Source organism: Burkholderia sp. Ac-20384 (assembly GCF_017104605.1).
Lineage (GTDB): Bacteria > Pseudomonadota > Gammaproteobacteria > Burkholderiales > Burkholderiaceae > Burkholderia > Burkholderia lata.
Map to the genome: position 1 here is coordinate 1 of NZ_JAAGPE010000254.1, position 13,714 is coordinate 13,714.

The window sequence follows — 13,714 nt, forward strand, 5'->3', positions numbered from 1 at the left end:
TCCGCCGCGCTGGCCGCAGTCGGCACGACCGGCTGCGGCAGCGCCGTGAAGCCGGCCGCGACGCCAGCAGGCTTGTTCGCGTCGCCGATCACCGGCGCGTTGATCGGTTCGGTCGCCGACGCCGCGGCCGCCACGGCCGCGGCCTCGTTCTCCGGTTTCTGGCGGTCGATGAGGTAGAAGTCGAGCACGCGGCGCGCGATCGGGCCGGCGGCCTGCGCCCCCCAGCCGCCGTTCTCGACGACCAGCGCGACGGCGATCTGCGGATGGTCGACCGGCGCGTACGCGATGAACAGCGCGTGGTCGCGCAGGTGCTCGGCGAGCAGGTGGCCCTTGTAGTTGGAGCCTTGCAGCGAGAACACCTGTGCGGTACCGGTCTTGCCGGCGGCGAGGTACGGCGCGCCGCGGAACACCTTGTACGCGGTGCCGGACGGGTTCTCGATCACGTTCTCCATCCCGCGCTTCACGACGTCGATGTCGGCCTGCTTGAGCGGGATCACTTCGCTTTCCTTCGGCACGGTCAGGTGGCGCCCGCGCGAGATCGGATCCTCGACTTCCTTCACGAGGTGGGGCTTCATCACGACGCCGTTGTTCGCGAGCGTCGCGGTCGCGTGCGCGAGCTGCAGGATCGTGAACGAGTTGTAGCCCTGGCCGATCCCGAGGCTGATCGTCTCGCCGTCGAACCACTTCTGCTGCGCGGCCTTCTTGAACGCCTTCTTCTTCCAGTCGGTCGACGGCAGGATCCCGCGCGCCTCGCCCTGGATGTCGATCCCGGTGATCTGGCCGAAGCCGAACGGTTTCATGAAGTTCGCGATCGAGTTCACGCCGAGATCGCGCGCGAGCATGTAGAAGTAGGTGTCGTTCGACACCATGATTGCCTTGTTCATGTCGACCCAGCCCTGGCCCGAGCGCACGTCGTTGCGGAACGTGTGGCCGCCGAACGTGAAGTAGCCGGGATCCTGGAAGCCCCAGCCCGGCGTGCGCTTGCCGAGCGTCAGGCCGGCGAGCGCCATGAACGGCTTGTACGTCGAGCCGGGCGGGTAGGTGCCGTGCAGCGGGCGGTTCAGGAGCGGCTTGTCGGTCGAGTTGTTCAGCTCGTCCCAGGTCTGCTGGTCGATGCCGTCGACGAACGAGTTCGGGTCGAAGCTCGGCGACGACACGAACGCGAGCACGTCGCCCGTCTTCGGCTCGATCGCGACCAGCGCGCCGCGCTTGCCGGCGAACGCCTGCTCGGCGACCTGCTGCAGCCCGATGTCGAGCGACAGCACGAGGTTGTTGCCGGGCGTCGCCTGCGTGCGCGACAGCGTGCGCACCGGCCGGCCGCCGGCCGTCACCTCGACTTCCTCGAAGCCCGTCAGCCCGTGCAGCTCGGTCTCGTAGCTCTGCTCGACGCCGATCTTGCCGATGTAGTCGGTGCCCTTGTAGTTGTTCGCGTCGCGGCGCGGATCGTAGTTTTCCTGATCGCTGTCGTTGTCGTCGCTCATCGCGTCGATGCGATCCTGGTCGCGCTTCGAGATCCGGCCGATGTAGCCGATCACGTGCGCGGCCGTCGTGCCGAGCGGATATTGCCGGAACAGCCGCGCGCGCACGTCGACGCCGGGGAAGCGGAAGCGCTGCGCGGTGAAGCGTGCGACTTCCGCGTCGGTGAGCCGGGTGCGGATCGGCAGGCTCTCGAAGTTCTTCGAGTCTTCCTGCAGCTTCTTGAAGCGGCGGCGGTCGCGCGCGTCGATCGGGATGATCTCGGACAGCTTGTCGATCGTGTTGTCGAGCGTGTCGTCGAGCTTCGACGGCGTGATCTCGAGCGTGTACGCCGAATAGTTCTTCGCGAGGATCACGCCGTTGCGGTCGGTGATGATCCCGCGGTTCGGCACGATCGGTGCGACGGAGATGCGGTTTTCCTCGGCCTGCAGCGCGTATTTGCCGTGCTGCATCAACTGCAGGTAGAAGAAACGGCTCGCGAGCAGCCCGAAGCAGACGAACACGAACACGCCCGCCGCCGCGACGCGCAGGCGGAACTTCGAGAGCTGCTGTTGGGTGTCGTTGAATTCGGTCATGCGATTAGAGGCGATCTGGCCCACGCACGGCGTGCGGGCGCGGGCGAGGTGCCGCCCCGAAGCGCGGCGCGCGGCGGGCGTGGAGGCGGCGGGTATTCAAGGCAGGCCCCTGGCTCAGATGGGGCGCGTATCGTCCGGATCGACCGGGCGGCGTTGCGGCATCAGCAGCAGGTGGCTCGCGATCGGCCACAGCGCGGCCTCGACGAAGCCGTCGACCAGATAGCGCCAGCCCGGGAACGCGGCGCCCATCACGAGGCGGATCACGAACGGGACGAGCTGCGCGACGACCAGCAGCGGCGTGACGTACAGCACCTGCACGCCGATCGGCATCCACAGCACGCGGCGGTGGATCGTGATCGCGCCGTACGACAGCAGCGTATAGGCGAGCGCATGCTCGCCGAGCAGCCCCGCGTCATGCACGTCCATCAGGATGCCGAGCGCGAACGCGACGCCCATCCCGACCTTGCGCGGCTGGTGGATGTTCCAGAACAGCAGCACGAGCGCGACGAAGTCGGGCACGCCGGGCAGGCGGCCCCACGGCATCAGGTTCAGCAGGAACGCGGCGGCGAGGCTGAAGACGATGAAGTACGGATTGACCGGCTGCAGGATGTATTGCGGGCGATTCATCGCTGGGCTCCTGATTGCCCGGCCGCGGGTTTCGCGGGCGTGGCGGCGGGCTTGGCCGGAGCGGCCGGCGCCGCAGGCGCGGGCTTCGCGCCAGGCTGGGCCGCGGCGGCCGGCTTCGCATTCGCATCAGCCTTGTCGGCCTTCTCGCCCTTGGCGGCGGCCTTCGCGCCCTTCTTGCCCTTCGCGTTCTTGTCGGCGGCCGGATCGGGCTCGGCCGGACGCGGCGGGATGTCGTTCTGGTAATGCAGCACGAGCATCTGGCGCGCGCCGCGTACGGCGGCGATCGGCGCGCAGGTCACGCGTGCGAACGCCGTATCGGCGAGCTTGTCGACGCGCACGACCTTCGCGACCGGCAGGCCGGGCGGGTAGACGCCGTCGAGGCCGCTCGTGACGAGCTCGTCGCCGACGACGAGATCCGCGCTCGTCGGCACGAAGCGCAGGTCGAGCGAATCGCCCTTCGGCGTGCCGTAGATCACGCTGCGCAGGCCGGTGCGCAGCACCTGCACGGGAATCGCGAGATCGCGGTCGGTGACCAGCGTGACTTCGGACTGGAGCGGGAACACGCGCGTGACCTGGCCGACCACGCCGTTTTCGCTGACGACGGGCGCGCCGTTCTGGATGCCCTGCTGCGACCCCTGGCCGATCACGATCTTCTGCGTGAACGGATCGCTCGTGTCGTACTGGATTTCGGCCGGCGTCGATTGCGTCGCGATGTGCTGGCGCAGCTCGAGCACCGCGCGCAGGTGCGCGTTCTCCTGCGTGAGCACGGCGGCCTGGTTGGCTTGCGTGGACAACTGCAGGTTGCGCTTGCGGAGGTCGTCGTTCTCATGGCGCAACGATGCGCCGGTGACGGCGATGTCGGCCGCGCCCATGAACAGGTCGCGCGGCACGAGCGCGGCGCGCTGCAGCGGGTAGAGCACGGTGCCGAGCACGCCGCGGACGATTTCGAGCGTGCTGAAGCGCGCGTCCGAGACGAGGAGCGCGATGGCGAGGGCAACGAAGAAGATGAGCCGCGCGAGCGCGGGCGGACCTTGCTTGAAGAGGGGCGGCGGACTGTATTCCATGGTCGGCGCCGGGCGCGAATGATCGGTTAAATGATGCTCAGACGCGCAAACGGCGCGGCGGTTCGTTCTAAACGAGCGAGCCGGCCACGCCGCGGTTGCGTCATGTCAGGAAGACTACCTGGACGATCACTCGTACGAGAAGATGCTGCCCAGCTTGTCCATGCGCTCGAGCGCCATGCCCGAACCGCGCACGACACAGGTGAGCGGATCTTCCGCGACGAGCACCGGCAGGCCGGTTTCTTCCGCCAGCAGGCGATCGAGATCGCGCAGCAGTGCGCCGCCGCCCGTCAGCATCATCCCGCGTTCGGCGATGTCGGCGCCGAGTTCCGGCGGCGTCTGTTCGAGCGCGATCTTCACCGACGACACGATCTGGTTCAGCGGATCGGTCAGCGCTTCGAGAATTTCGTTGCTGGAGATCGTGAAGCTGCGCGGAATGCCTTCCGACAGGTTGCGGCCCTTCACTTCCATTTCCTTGACTTCGGAGCCCGGGAACGCGGAGCCGATTTCCTTCTTGATCGCTTCGGCGGTCTGTTCGCCGATCAGCATCCCGTAGTTGCGGCGGATGTAGTTGACGATCGCCTCGTCGAACTTGTCGCCGCCGACGCGCACCGAACCCTTGTACACGATGCCGCCGAGCGAGATCACGCCGACTTCCGTCGTGCCGCCGCCGATGTCGACGACCATCGAGCCGGTGGCTTCCGACACCGGCAGGCCCGCGCCGATCGCAGCGGCCATCGGCTCTTCGATCAGGTAGACCTGCGATGCGCCGGCGCCGTGCGCGGCTTCCTTGATCGCGCGGCGCTCGACCTGGGTCGAGCCGCACGGCACGCAGATGATGATGCGCGGCGACGGCGAGAACATGCGCGACTCGTGGGCCGTCTTGATGAACTGCTTGATCATCTGCTCGGTGACGGTGAAGTCGGCGATCACGCCGTCCTTCATCGGGCGGATCGCCTCGATGTTGCCCGGCACCTTGCCGAGCATCTGCTTGGCTTCCTTACCGACTGCCTGGATGGTCTTCTTGCCGTTGGGGCCGCCTTCCTGGCGGATCGACACGACGGACGGCTCATCGAGCACGATGCCCTTGCCGCGCATGTAGATCAGGGTGTTTGCGGTGCCGAGGTCGATCGCGAGATCGTTGGAGAAGTAGCTGCGCAAAAAACCGAACATTCAGAATCCTGTTTCGCTCTGGGCCGGCCCTGCATAGCGAGCGCTGAGGGCGGCAGCGGAAAAAATAACAGCCTCGGGAAGCGTGGCGGAAGCGGCCGCCGCGGCGCACGAAGCTGCGAGTGATGTCTACCGGGGATCGCACGATGCACGCACGGCTTGCCGAAGCGGGGCGAAACGGTGCGGGAAAAGGCTGCCGGGTTTGGGTCGAACGCGTAATGATACCTTATAATTTCACGGTATTTGAATCGAAACGGCCGGTATTTTTGCCGCTTCGGCCCCGATTTTTGAGGGTGGGATCGCACCCTCCAACCCCCCGCCGCAGTGCTGCTTTTGATGCGCTGCGCAGCCTTGTTTTTCCGGTGATCGCATGGCCCTGACCCTGACCGATGTGAAACGCATCGCGCACCTGGCGCGACTCGAAATGGCCGACGCCGACGCCGAGCACATGCTCGGCCAGCTCAATGAACTCTTCGGCCTCGTCGAGCAGATGCAGGCGGTCGACACCGCCGGCATCGCGCCGCTCGCCCACCCGATCGAACAGATCCAGGAAGTCGCGCAGCGCCTGCGCGAAGACGCCGTGACGGAAGTCGTCAATCGCGACGACAACCAGCGTCCGGCGCCGGCCGTCCAGGACGGCCTCTATCTTGTGCCGAAGGTGATCGAGTAAGCATTCGATGACAAGCGCGCCGCCGCCTTTGCGCCGCGCGCCACCCAGAATTCCCAGGAAAACCACTCAATGCACGCAAAAAGCCTGACCGAACTGCGCGCCGCGCTCGCCGCCAAGGAATGCTCGGCCGTCGAGCTCGCGCAGCTCTACCTGAAACGGATCGAAGCCGCGCGCGACCTGAACGCGTTCGTCCACGTCGATGCCGATCTGACCCTCGCGCAGGCGAAAGCTGCCGACGCCGAGCTCGCGCGCGGCGCGGGCGGCGCGCTCACCGGCCTGCCGATCGCGCACAAGGATGTCTTCGTCACGCGCGGCTGGCACTCGACCGCCGGCTCGAAGATGCTCGCGAATTACGAGAGCCCGTTCGACGCGACCGTCGTCGCCCGCCTGCAGGCGGCCGGCATGGTCACGCTCGGCAAGACCAACATGGACGAGTTCGCGATGGGCTCGTCGAACGAGAATTCGGCGTTCGGCGCGGTGAAGAACCCGTGGGACACCAACGCGGTGCCGGGCGGCAGCTCGGGCGGCAGCTCGGCCGCCGTCGCCGCGCGCCTCGCGCCGGCCGCGACCGGCACCGACACCGGCGGCTCGATCCGCCAGCCCGCGTCGTTCGCGGGCGTGACGGGCATCAAGCCGACCTACGGCCGCGTGTCGCGCTACGGGATGATCGCGTTCGCGTCGTCGCTCGACCAGGGCGGCCCGATGGCGCAGAGCGCGTCCGACTGCGCGCTGCTGCTGAATGCGATGGCCGGCTTCGACGAGCGCGACTCGACGAGCCTCGAGCGCGAAGATGAAGACTTCACGCGCCACCTCGGCCAGCCGTGGGCGGCCGGCAACGATGCGGGCAAGCCGCTCGCGGGCCTGCGCATCGGCCTGCCGAACGAGTATTTCGGCGACGGTCTCGCCGACGACGTGCGCGCGACGATCGACGCGGCCCTGAAGCAGTATGAAGCGCTCGGCGCGACGCTCGTGCCCGTGTCGCTGCCGAAGACGGAGCTGTCGATCCCCGTGTACTACGTGATCGCGCCGGCGGAAGCGTCGTCGAACCTGTCGCGTTTCGACGGCGTGCGCTTCGGCCACCGCGCCGCGCAGTACGGCGACCTGCTCGACATGTACAAGAAGTCGCGCGCGGAAGGCTTCGGCCCCGAGGTGAAGCGCCGGATTCTGGTCGGCGCGTACGTGCTGTCGCACGGCTACTACGACGCGTACTACCTGCAGGCGCAGAAGATCCGCCGCATCATCGCGAACGATTTCCAGGAAGCGTTCAAGTCCTGCGACGTGATCATGGGCCCGGCGTCGCCGACGGTCGCATGGGATCTCGGCTCGAAGGGCGACGATCCGGTGCAGATGTATCTCGCGGATATCTACACGCTGTCGGTGAGCCTCGCCGGCCTGCCCGGCATGAGCGTGCCGTGCGGCTTCGGTGCGGGCGCGAACGCGAAGCGCCCGGTCGGCCTGCAGATCATCGGCAACTATTTCAACGAAGCCCGGATGCTGCAGGTCGCGGACGCGTTCCAGCGCGCGACCGACTGGCACAAGCAAGTTCCGGCGGGGGTGTAAGCACATGGCAACTCAATGGGAAGTCGTCATCGGTCTCGAGACGCACGCGCAACTGTCGACCGTCTCGAAGATTTTCTCGGGCGCGTCGACGCAGTTCGGCGCCGAGCCGAACACGCAGGCCTGCCCGGTCGACCTGGCGCTGCCGGGCGTGCTGCCGGTGCTGAACCGCGGCGCGGTCGAACGCGCGATCCGCTTCGGCCTCGCGATCGGCTCGACCATCGCGCCGCGCAGCATCTTCGCGCGCAAGAATTATTTCTACCCCGATCTGCCGAAGGGCTATCAGATCAGCCAGTACGAGATTCCGGTCGTGCAGGGCGGCCAGATCACGATCCAGGTGCCCGCCAACGAAAAGGCCGGCAAGGACGCGTACGAAAAGACCGTCAACCTGACCCGCGCGCACCTCGAGGAAGATGCGGGCAAGTCGCTGCATGAAGACTTCGCCGGGATGACGGGGATCGACCTGAACCGAGCGGGCACGCCGCTGCTCGAGATCGTCACCGAGCCGGAAATGCGCAGCGCGGCCGAGGCCGTGGCCTACGCGAAGGCGCTGCACGGGCTCGTCGTGTGGCTCGGCATCTGCGACGGCAACATGCAGGAAGGCTCGTTCCGCTGCGACGCGAACGTGTCGGTGCGTCCGGTCGGCCAGGAGAAGTTCGGCACGCGCGCGGAAATCAAGAACCTGAACTCGTTCCGGTTCCTCGAGGAAGCGATCAATTTCGAAGTGCGTCGCCAGATCGAGCTGATCGAGGACGGCGGCGAAGTCGTCCAGGAAACGCGCCTCTACGATCCGGACAAGCGCGAGACGCGTTCGATGCGCAGCAAGGAAGACGCGCACGATTACCGCTACTTCCCCGACCCCGACCTGATGCCGCTCGTGATCGGCCAGGACTGGATCGAGCGCGTGCAGTCCGGGATGCCCGAGCTGCCGGCCGCGATGCAGCAGCGCTTCGCCGACGAATACGGCGTGTCCGCGTACGACGCGGGCGTGCTGACGTCGAGCAAGGCGATGGCCGCGTACTTCGAGGCCGTGGTCGCGAAGGCGGGCACCGCGAACGCGAAGATCGCCGCGAACTGGCTGATGGGCGACGTTTCGTCGCAGCTGAACCGCGATGGCATCGAGATCGACGCGATTCCGGTCTCGGCTGCGCAGCTCGCGCTCGTGTTGCAGCGCATCGCCGACGGCACGATCTCGAACAAGATCGCGAAGGAAATCTTCACGACGATCTGGGACGAGAAGGCCGACGACGAAGGGGCGGCCGACCGCATCATCGACGCGAAGGGGCTGAAGCAGATCTCCGACACCGGCGCGCTGGAAGCGATCATCGACGAAGTGCTCGCGGCGAACGCGAAGTCGGTCGAGGAATTCCGCGCGGGCAAGGAGAAGGCGTTCAACGCGCTGATCGGCCAGGCGATGAAGGCGACCAAGGGCAAGGCCAATCCGCAGCAGGTCAACGAACTGCTGAAGAAGAAGCTCGGCTGAGCATGACCGCGCGCCTGAACCGCGCATGACGACGGGCCGCCCCGATCCAGTTCGGGGCGGCCCGTTGCGTTTGGTGGATGCGTTATCGTATGCACCACAGCGTCCAACGGAGGAACGAATGGCGAAACAACCGTCGCTCGACGATTTCCGCGTGCCGTACTGCACGCGCGAGAAGGAAGCCGCAGCATTCAAGCTCGATGCGTTCGACCCGGCCGCGAAGCCGTTTTCGTCCGGTTCGAAGGACGACGACCGCGAACGGCTGTCGGCCGTGTCGACCGAGCTCGACGTGCAGCAGGAGCGCCTGCACACACAGCAGAAGAAGCGCGTGCTGCTCGTGCTGCAGGGGATGGACACCAGCGGCAAGGACGGCACCGTGCGCGCGGTGTTCCGCGAGGTCGATCCTCTTGGCCTGCGCGTCGTGCCGTTCAAGGCGCCCACGCCGATCGAGGCCGCGCACGACTTCCTGTGGCGCGTGCATGCGCAGGTGCCGGCCGCGGGCGAGCTCGCGATCTTCAACCGCAGCCACTATGAAGACGTGCTCGTGCCGCGCGTGCTCGACCTGATCGACGCGAAGGAATGCGAGCGCCGCTACCGGCAGATCCGCGATTTCGAGACGATGCTGGTCGAGAACGGCACGACGATCATCAAGTGTTTCCTGCACATCTCGAAGGACGAGCAGCGCGAGCGGCTGCAGGCGCGCATCGACGATCCGACCAAGCACTGGAAGTTCGACATCTCCGATCTCGACGCGCGCAAGCACTGGGACGCGTACCAGTCGGCCTACCGCGACGCGCTCGCCGCGACGTCGGCCGAGCATGCGCCGTGGTATGTGATCCCGGCGAACTCGAAGACGCACCGCAACGTGATGATCGCCGAGCTGCTGCTGCGCACGATGACCGACATGAAGCTGGAATTCCCGCCGCCGAAGCCCGAGCTCGAAGGCGTGAAGATCCGCTAAGCTGCACCCCTGAAAAACATCGAACTGAACGGAATCCGACATGATGCGAGTGATTACCGCCAACCTGAACGGCATCCGCTCCGCCGCGAAGAAGGGCTTCTTCGAGTGGCTCGGCGAACAGAACGCCGATTGCGTGTGCGTGCAGGAAATCAAGGTCTCGGCCGACGACCTGCCGGCCGAATTCGTCGAGCCGCACGGCTTCAAGAGCTATTTCCACCACGCCGAGAAGAAGGGCTACAGCGGCGCCGGCGTGTACAGCCGCCGCGAGCCCGATGACGTGATCATCGGCTTCGGCAGCAGCGAATTCGATTCCGAAGGGCGTTACGTCGAGGCGCGCTACGGCAAGCTGTCGGTCGTGTCGGTGTACGTGCCGTCCGGCTCGAGCGGCGAAGAGCGCCAGCAGGCGAAGTACCGCTTCATGGACGAGTTCATGCCGCACCTCGCCGCGCTGAAGAAGAAGCGCGAGGTGATCCTGTGCGGCGACGTGAACATCGTCCACAAGGAAATCGACATCAAGAACTGGAAGAGCAACCAGAAGAACTCGGGCTGCCTGCCGGAAGAGCGCGAATGGCTCACGAAGCTGTTCGACGATGTCGGCTATGTCGACGTGTTCCGCACGCTCGACCCGCGCGCCGAGCAGTACACGTGGTGGAGCAACCGCGGCCAGGCGTATGCGAAGAACGTCGGGTGGCGGATCGATTACCAGATCGCGACGCCGGGCGTGGCCGGCACCGCGAAAAGCACGTCGATCTTCAAGGACATCAAGTTCAGCGACCATGCGCCGCTGACGATCGACTACGACTACAAGAAGTGACGTCCCGCGCTGCGCCGCGCGCGTAGCAGCCGGATCGTCCGGCCGCCGGATGCAAAAACGGGCCGCATGTCGAACATGCGGCCCGTTTCTTTTGGGGCGGCGATCGTGCATGCCGCCCGGCGGCGCTCAATGCTTGATCGACGCCATGTCGATCACGAACCGGTACTTCACGTCGCTCTTCAGCATCCGCTCGTAGGCCGCGTTGATCTGCTGCATCGGAATCGTTTCGATATCCGACGTGATCCCGTGCTCCGCGCAGAAGTCGAGCATTTCCTGCGTTTCCGCGATCCCGCCGATCAGCGAGCCCGCGAGGCGGCGGCGCTTGAAGATCAGGTTGAACACCTGCGGCGACGGATGGTCGTGCTCCGGCGCGCCGACCAGCGTCATCGTGCCGTCGCGCTTCAGCAGGTGCAGGAACGGGTTCAGGTCGTGCTGCGCGGCGACCGTGTTCAGGATGAAGTCGAAGCTGTTCAGGTGCGCGTTCATCTGCGCTTCGTCCTTCGAGATCACGACTTCGTGTGCGCCGACCCGCTTGCCGTCCTCGATCTTCGACGGCGACGTCGTGAACAGCACGACGTGCGCACCCATCGCGCGCGCCAGCTTCACGCCCATGTGGCCGAGGCCGCCGAGCCCGACGATGCCGACCTTCTTGCCGGGGCCGACGTTCCACTGCCGCAGCGGCGAGTAGGTCGTGATCCCCGCGCACAGCAGCGGTGCGGCGCCGGCCGGGTCGAGCGTGTCGGGCACGCGCAGCACGAACGCCTCGTCGACGACGAGCTGCGTCGAATAGCCGCCGAACGTGATGTCGCCCGTCACGCGATCCTGGCCGTTGTAGGTGCCGACGAAGCCGTTCTCGCAATATTGCTCGAGGCCGTCGGCGCAGCTCGGGCAGGTGCGGCACGAATCGACGAGGCAGCCGACGCCGACCAGCTCGCCGACCTTGAAGCGCGAGACCTGCGGGCCGGTCGCGGTCACGCGGCCGACGATTTCATGGCCCGGCACGACCGGATAGATCGTGTTGCGCCATTCGTTGCGGGCCTGGTGCAGGTCCGAGTGGCAGACGCCGCAGTAGAGGACGTCGATCTGGACGTCGAGGTCGCGCAGCGCGCGACGCTGGAATTCGAACGGGGCGAGCGGCGACTGCGAATCGGTCGCCGCGTAGGCATAGGTAGTGCTCATGCGATGGGCTCCTTGTCCGGAAAGCATCCGGCGAAACAGACTGCCGTCGCATCATGTGGCGATGCGGCGAGGCAGGACGTCATCGTAAGGAGCGCGGCGCCGCAGCGAAATACACGAAGGTCTGGAAGATTTGCCTATTCCTCTCTAACTGCGCGCAAACGGCCGTCAAAACACGTTCAAGGTGCTACATTGCGAGCCAGATTCTCTTGCCGGACAGGACCACGCAGATGAGCTTCGAGCCCCTTTTCGCCGATACGGGCGACCGCGTGCAGCGCCGCATGGTCGAGCTGCATACGCGCCTCGCACCGAACGAGGGCGACACGCGTGCGGCGCTCGACGGCGTGCGCTTCATCCGCGTGAGCCGGCCGGGGCCGCGCATGCCCGTGTTGTACGAGCCGAGCATCGTCGTCGTGTGCCAGGGGCGCAAGCTCGGCTATCTCGGCGAGCGCTCGTTCGTGTACGACGCGCAGCAATATCTCGTGCTGTCGGTGCCGCTGCCGTTCGAATGCGAGACCTTCGCGAGCCAGGACGAGCCGTTTCTCGCGATCTCGATCCGCGTCGATCTCGCGGTGATCGCCGAGCTCGCGATCCTGCTCGACGAGACGCTCGGAGTGCCCATCAGCGAGCCGCTCGGCGTGGATTCGACGCCGCTCGACGCGCCGCTGGCCGATGCGGTCGTGCGGTTGCTCGAAGCGCTCGCGTCGCCGCACGACACGCGTGTGCTGGGCCCCGCGATCATGCGCGAGATCGCGTATCGGGTGCTGACGGGCGAACAGGGCGACGCGATCCGCGCGGCGCTCGTCCAGCAGCATCACTTCGGCCGCATCGCGAAGGCGTTGCGGCGCATTCACGCCGACCTGAGGACCGACCTCGACGTCGAGACGCTCGCGCGCGAGGCCGGCATGAGTCTCGCGGTGTTCCATGCGCAGTTCAAGCACGTGACGGCAACCTCGCCGATGCAGTACGTGAAGACCGCGCGGCTGCACCAGGCGCGGCTGATGATGGTGCAGGACGGGGTGGGCGCCGGCGCGGCGGCCGCGCGCGTCGGCTATGCGAGCGCGTCGCAGTTCAGCCGTGAGTTCAAGCGGCTGTTCGGCCGCAGTCCGGGTGACGAGGTGCGCTGGATGCGCGAAAGCGGAAGCCGGCCGGTTGGCGATCGGGCGGCGATCGACCTGACGACCTGAGCGAACGGCGGCGCGCAGCGGAGGTGCCACGCGTGGGGAAGCGGTGTGCAGCGCTGCCGCGTGCTCAGCGCCGCACGACCTTGCGACGCTGCGCGCTGATGCCCGCGTAATCGGGCAGCGTGTCGACGCGCTTGCCCACCGCCTTCGCGTACAGCGGCATGAGATCCGGCAGGCGGTTCAGCAGATCCTGGCGGCGGGCGGTGCTGTACGGGTGCGTGTAGATGAAGCCCGTCGCCTTGTTCCCGCGGGTTGCGACCGCGAGCTTGTCCCACAGCGTGATCGCCGCGCGGGGATCGAAGCCCGCGCGCGCGGCGATGTCGCCGCCGATCACGTCGGCTTCGGTCTCGTCGGTTGCGTTGTAGTGGAGCGCCTGCAGGCGATCGCCGAGGTTCAGGGCCTGCGGCAGCGGCTCGCCGACGCCGAACAGCGGCGGCAGCGCAGCCGCGCGCAGCGACGTCTGCGAGGTCGCGCTGAAGTTGCTGCGCGCGTGTTCGCGCAGCGCATGCGCGATGCCGTGCGCGAGCAGCACGCCGAGCTCGTCGTCGTTCAGGCGGACACGGTCGAGCAGGCCGCCGTACACGAGCACCTTGCCGCCCGGCAGGCAGGTCAGGCGAATGTCGCGCGAGCGGATCGCGTTGACGTCCCACGCCCAGTTCTTTACGCGGTCGTTCCATTTCACCGAATACGGCGCGAGCTTCGCGACGATCGCGCGCAGGCGCTTCACGCGCGGCTGGTTCGCCGGCAGCAGGCGATTGCTGTCGGCGGCCGCCTGCACGATCTGCGCGTATTCGTTCGCCGTGAGCTGCTCGAGCAGCGGTGACGGAATCAGCGTGCGGAAGGCAATGGCGTCGCCGTAACGGACCTGCTGCGGCGTCTGCGCATAAGCCTTCGTCGACGCGGCGCCGCCGGTCGGTTGCGCGGGTTCGGCGGCGGCCGGCTGGGCGGGGGCGGCGGGAGCCG

Annotated in this window: 12 protein-coding genes; 6 read left to right on the plus strand and 6 right to left on the minus strand. The window is 66.9% G+C overall.

The annotated features are described in order from the left end of the window. The 4 genes from mrdA to G3O00_RS32115 all read right to left on the minus strand — a co-directional run. Positions 1 to 2,051, minus strand: a 2,051-nt coding sequence (gene mrdA / locus G3O00_RS32100) for a penicillin-binding protein 2 (protein WP_206145391.1), incomplete at its 3' end; no start/stop codon positions are given. 114 nt (positions 2,052 to 2,165) lie between these two features. Next, a complete protein-coding gene (mreD, locus tag G3O00_RS32105) occupies positions 2,166 to 2,678 on the minus strand; it encodes a rod shape-determining protein MreD (protein WP_009687274.1) in 513 nt (170 codons plus the stop codon). Next, entirely contained in the window at positions 2,675 to 3,742 is a 1,068-nt protein-coding gene (gene mreC, locus G3O00_RS32110) for a rod shape-determining protein MreC (RefSeq protein ID WP_174989344.1), read from the minus strand. Before mreC ends, mreD begins: the two co-directional genes overlap by 4 nt. Positions 3,743 to 3,868: 126 nt before the next feature. Next, positions 3,869 to 4,912 carry a rod shape-determining protein gene (locus G3O00_RS32115; RefSeq protein ID WP_004189550.1) on the minus strand — a complete coding sequence of 348 codons (1,044 nt, stop codon included), beginning with the start codon at positions 4,910 to 4,912 and terminating at the stop codon, positions 3,869 to 3,871. Positions 4,913 to 5,279: 367 nt separating this feature from the next. Here G3O00_RS32115 and gatC point away from each other — a divergent pair, with 367 nt between their 5' ends. The 5 genes from gatC to G3O00_RS32140 all read left to right on the plus strand — a co-directional run bounded on the left by gatC (position 5,280) and on the right by G3O00_RS32140 (position 10,391). Beyond that, positions 5,280 to 5,579 carry an Asp-tRNA(Asn)/Glu-tRNA(Gln) amidotransferase subunit GatC gene (gene gatC, locus G3O00_RS32120; protein ID WP_011353557.1) on the plus strand — a complete coding sequence of 100 codons (300 nt, stop codon included), beginning with the start codon at positions 5,280 to 5,282 and terminating at the stop codon, positions 5,577 to 5,579. A 69-nt stretch (positions 5,580 to 5,648) separates the two neighbouring features. Next, complete coding sequence (gene gatA / locus G3O00_RS32125; RefSeq protein WP_011353556.1) at positions 5,649 to 7,139, plus strand: Asp-tRNA(Asn)/Glu-tRNA(Gln) amidotransferase subunit GatA; 1,491 nt, start codon at positions 5,649 to 5,651, stop codon at positions 7,137 to 7,139. Between the two features lie 4 nt (positions 7,140 to 7,143). Further along, positions 7,144 to 8,619: an Asp-tRNA(Asn)/Glu-tRNA(Gln) amidotransferase subunit GatB gene (gatB, locus tag G3O00_RS32130; protein WP_206145392.1), complete on the plus strand. Its 1,476-nt coding sequence runs from the start codon at positions 7,144 to 7,146 to the stop codon at positions 8,617 to 8,619. Positions 8,620 to 8,737: 118 nt separating this feature from the next. Continuing rightward, positions 8,738 to 9,577 (plus strand): polyphosphate kinase 2 family protein, encoded by an 840-nt coding sequence (locus tag G3O00_RS32135; protein WP_206145393.1) that lies wholly within the window; start codon positions 8,738 to 8,740, stop codon positions 9,575 to 9,577. Positions 9,578 to 9,617: 40 nt separating this feature from the next. Beyond that, entirely contained in the window at positions 9,618 to 10,391 is a 774-nt protein-coding gene (locus G3O00_RS32140; RefSeq protein ID WP_174937421.1) for an exodeoxyribonuclease III, read from the plus strand. Between the two features lie 126 nt (positions 10,392 to 10,517). On the opposite strand, the gene G3O00_RS32145 is transcribed toward G3O00_RS32140, so the two are convergent. Then, the gene (locus tag G3O00_RS32145) at positions 10,518 to 11,570 is read right to left on the minus strand and encodes an NAD(P)-dependent alcohol dehydrogenase (protein WP_011353552.1); all 1,053 of its coding nucleotides are present in this window, start codon (positions 11,568 to 11,570) and stop codon (positions 10,518 to 10,520) included. 227 nt (positions 11,571 to 11,797) lie between these two features. On the opposite strand from G3O00_RS32145, the gene G3O00_RS32150 reads away from it, so the two are divergent. Further along, positions 11,798 to 12,754, plus strand: a complete 957-nt coding sequence (locus tag G3O00_RS32150; RefSeq protein ID WP_206145394.1) for an AraC family transcriptional regulator — start codon at positions 11,798 to 11,800, stop codon at positions 12,752 to 12,754. A 64-nt stretch (positions 12,755 to 12,818) separates the two neighbouring features. Here the strand turns inward: G3O00_RS32150 and G3O00_RS32155 are convergent. After that, a partial coding sequence (locus G3O00_RS32155; RefSeq protein ID WP_206145395.1) for a M48 family metallopeptidase occupies positions 12,819 to 13,714 on the minus strand: 896 nt, incomplete at its 5' end.

Coding starts and splice junctions, on each gene's coding strand:
- mreD (WP_009687274.1), bottom strand. CDS start 2,678: ATGAATCGCCCGCAATACATCCTGCAGCCGGTCAATCCGTACTTCATC.
- mreC (WP_174989344.1), bottom strand. CDS start 3,742: ATGGAATACAGTCCGCCGCCCCTCTTCAAGCAAGGTCCGCCCGCGCTC.
- G3O00_RS32115 (WP_004189550.1), bottom strand. CDS start 4,912: ATGTTCGGTTTTTTGCGCAGCTACTTCTCCAACGATCTCGCGATCGAC.
- gatC (WP_011353557.1), top strand. CDS start 5,280: ATGGCCCTGACCCTGACCGATGTGAAACGCATCGCGCACCTGGCGCGA.
- gatA (WP_011353556.1), top strand. CDS start 5,649: ATGCACGCAAAAAGCCTGACCGAACTGCGCGCCGCGCTCGCCGCCAAG.
- gatB (WP_206145392.1), top strand. CDS start 7,144: ATGGCAACTCAATGGGAAGTCGTCATCGGTCTCGAGACGCACGCGCAA.
- G3O00_RS32135 (WP_206145393.1), top strand. CDS start 8,738: ATGGCGAAACAACCGTCGCTCGACGATTTCCGCGTGCCGTACTGCACG.
- G3O00_RS32140 (WP_174937421.1), top strand. CDS start 9,618: ATGATGCGAGTGATTACCGCCAACCTGAACGGCATCCGCTCCGCCGCG.
- G3O00_RS32145 (WP_011353552.1), bottom strand. CDS start 11,570: ATGAGCACTACCTATGCCTACGCGGCGACCGATTCGCAGTCGCCGCTC.
- G3O00_RS32150 (WP_206145394.1), top strand. CDS start 11,798: ATGAGCTTCGAGCCCCTTTTCGCCGATACGGGCGACCGCGTGCAGCGC.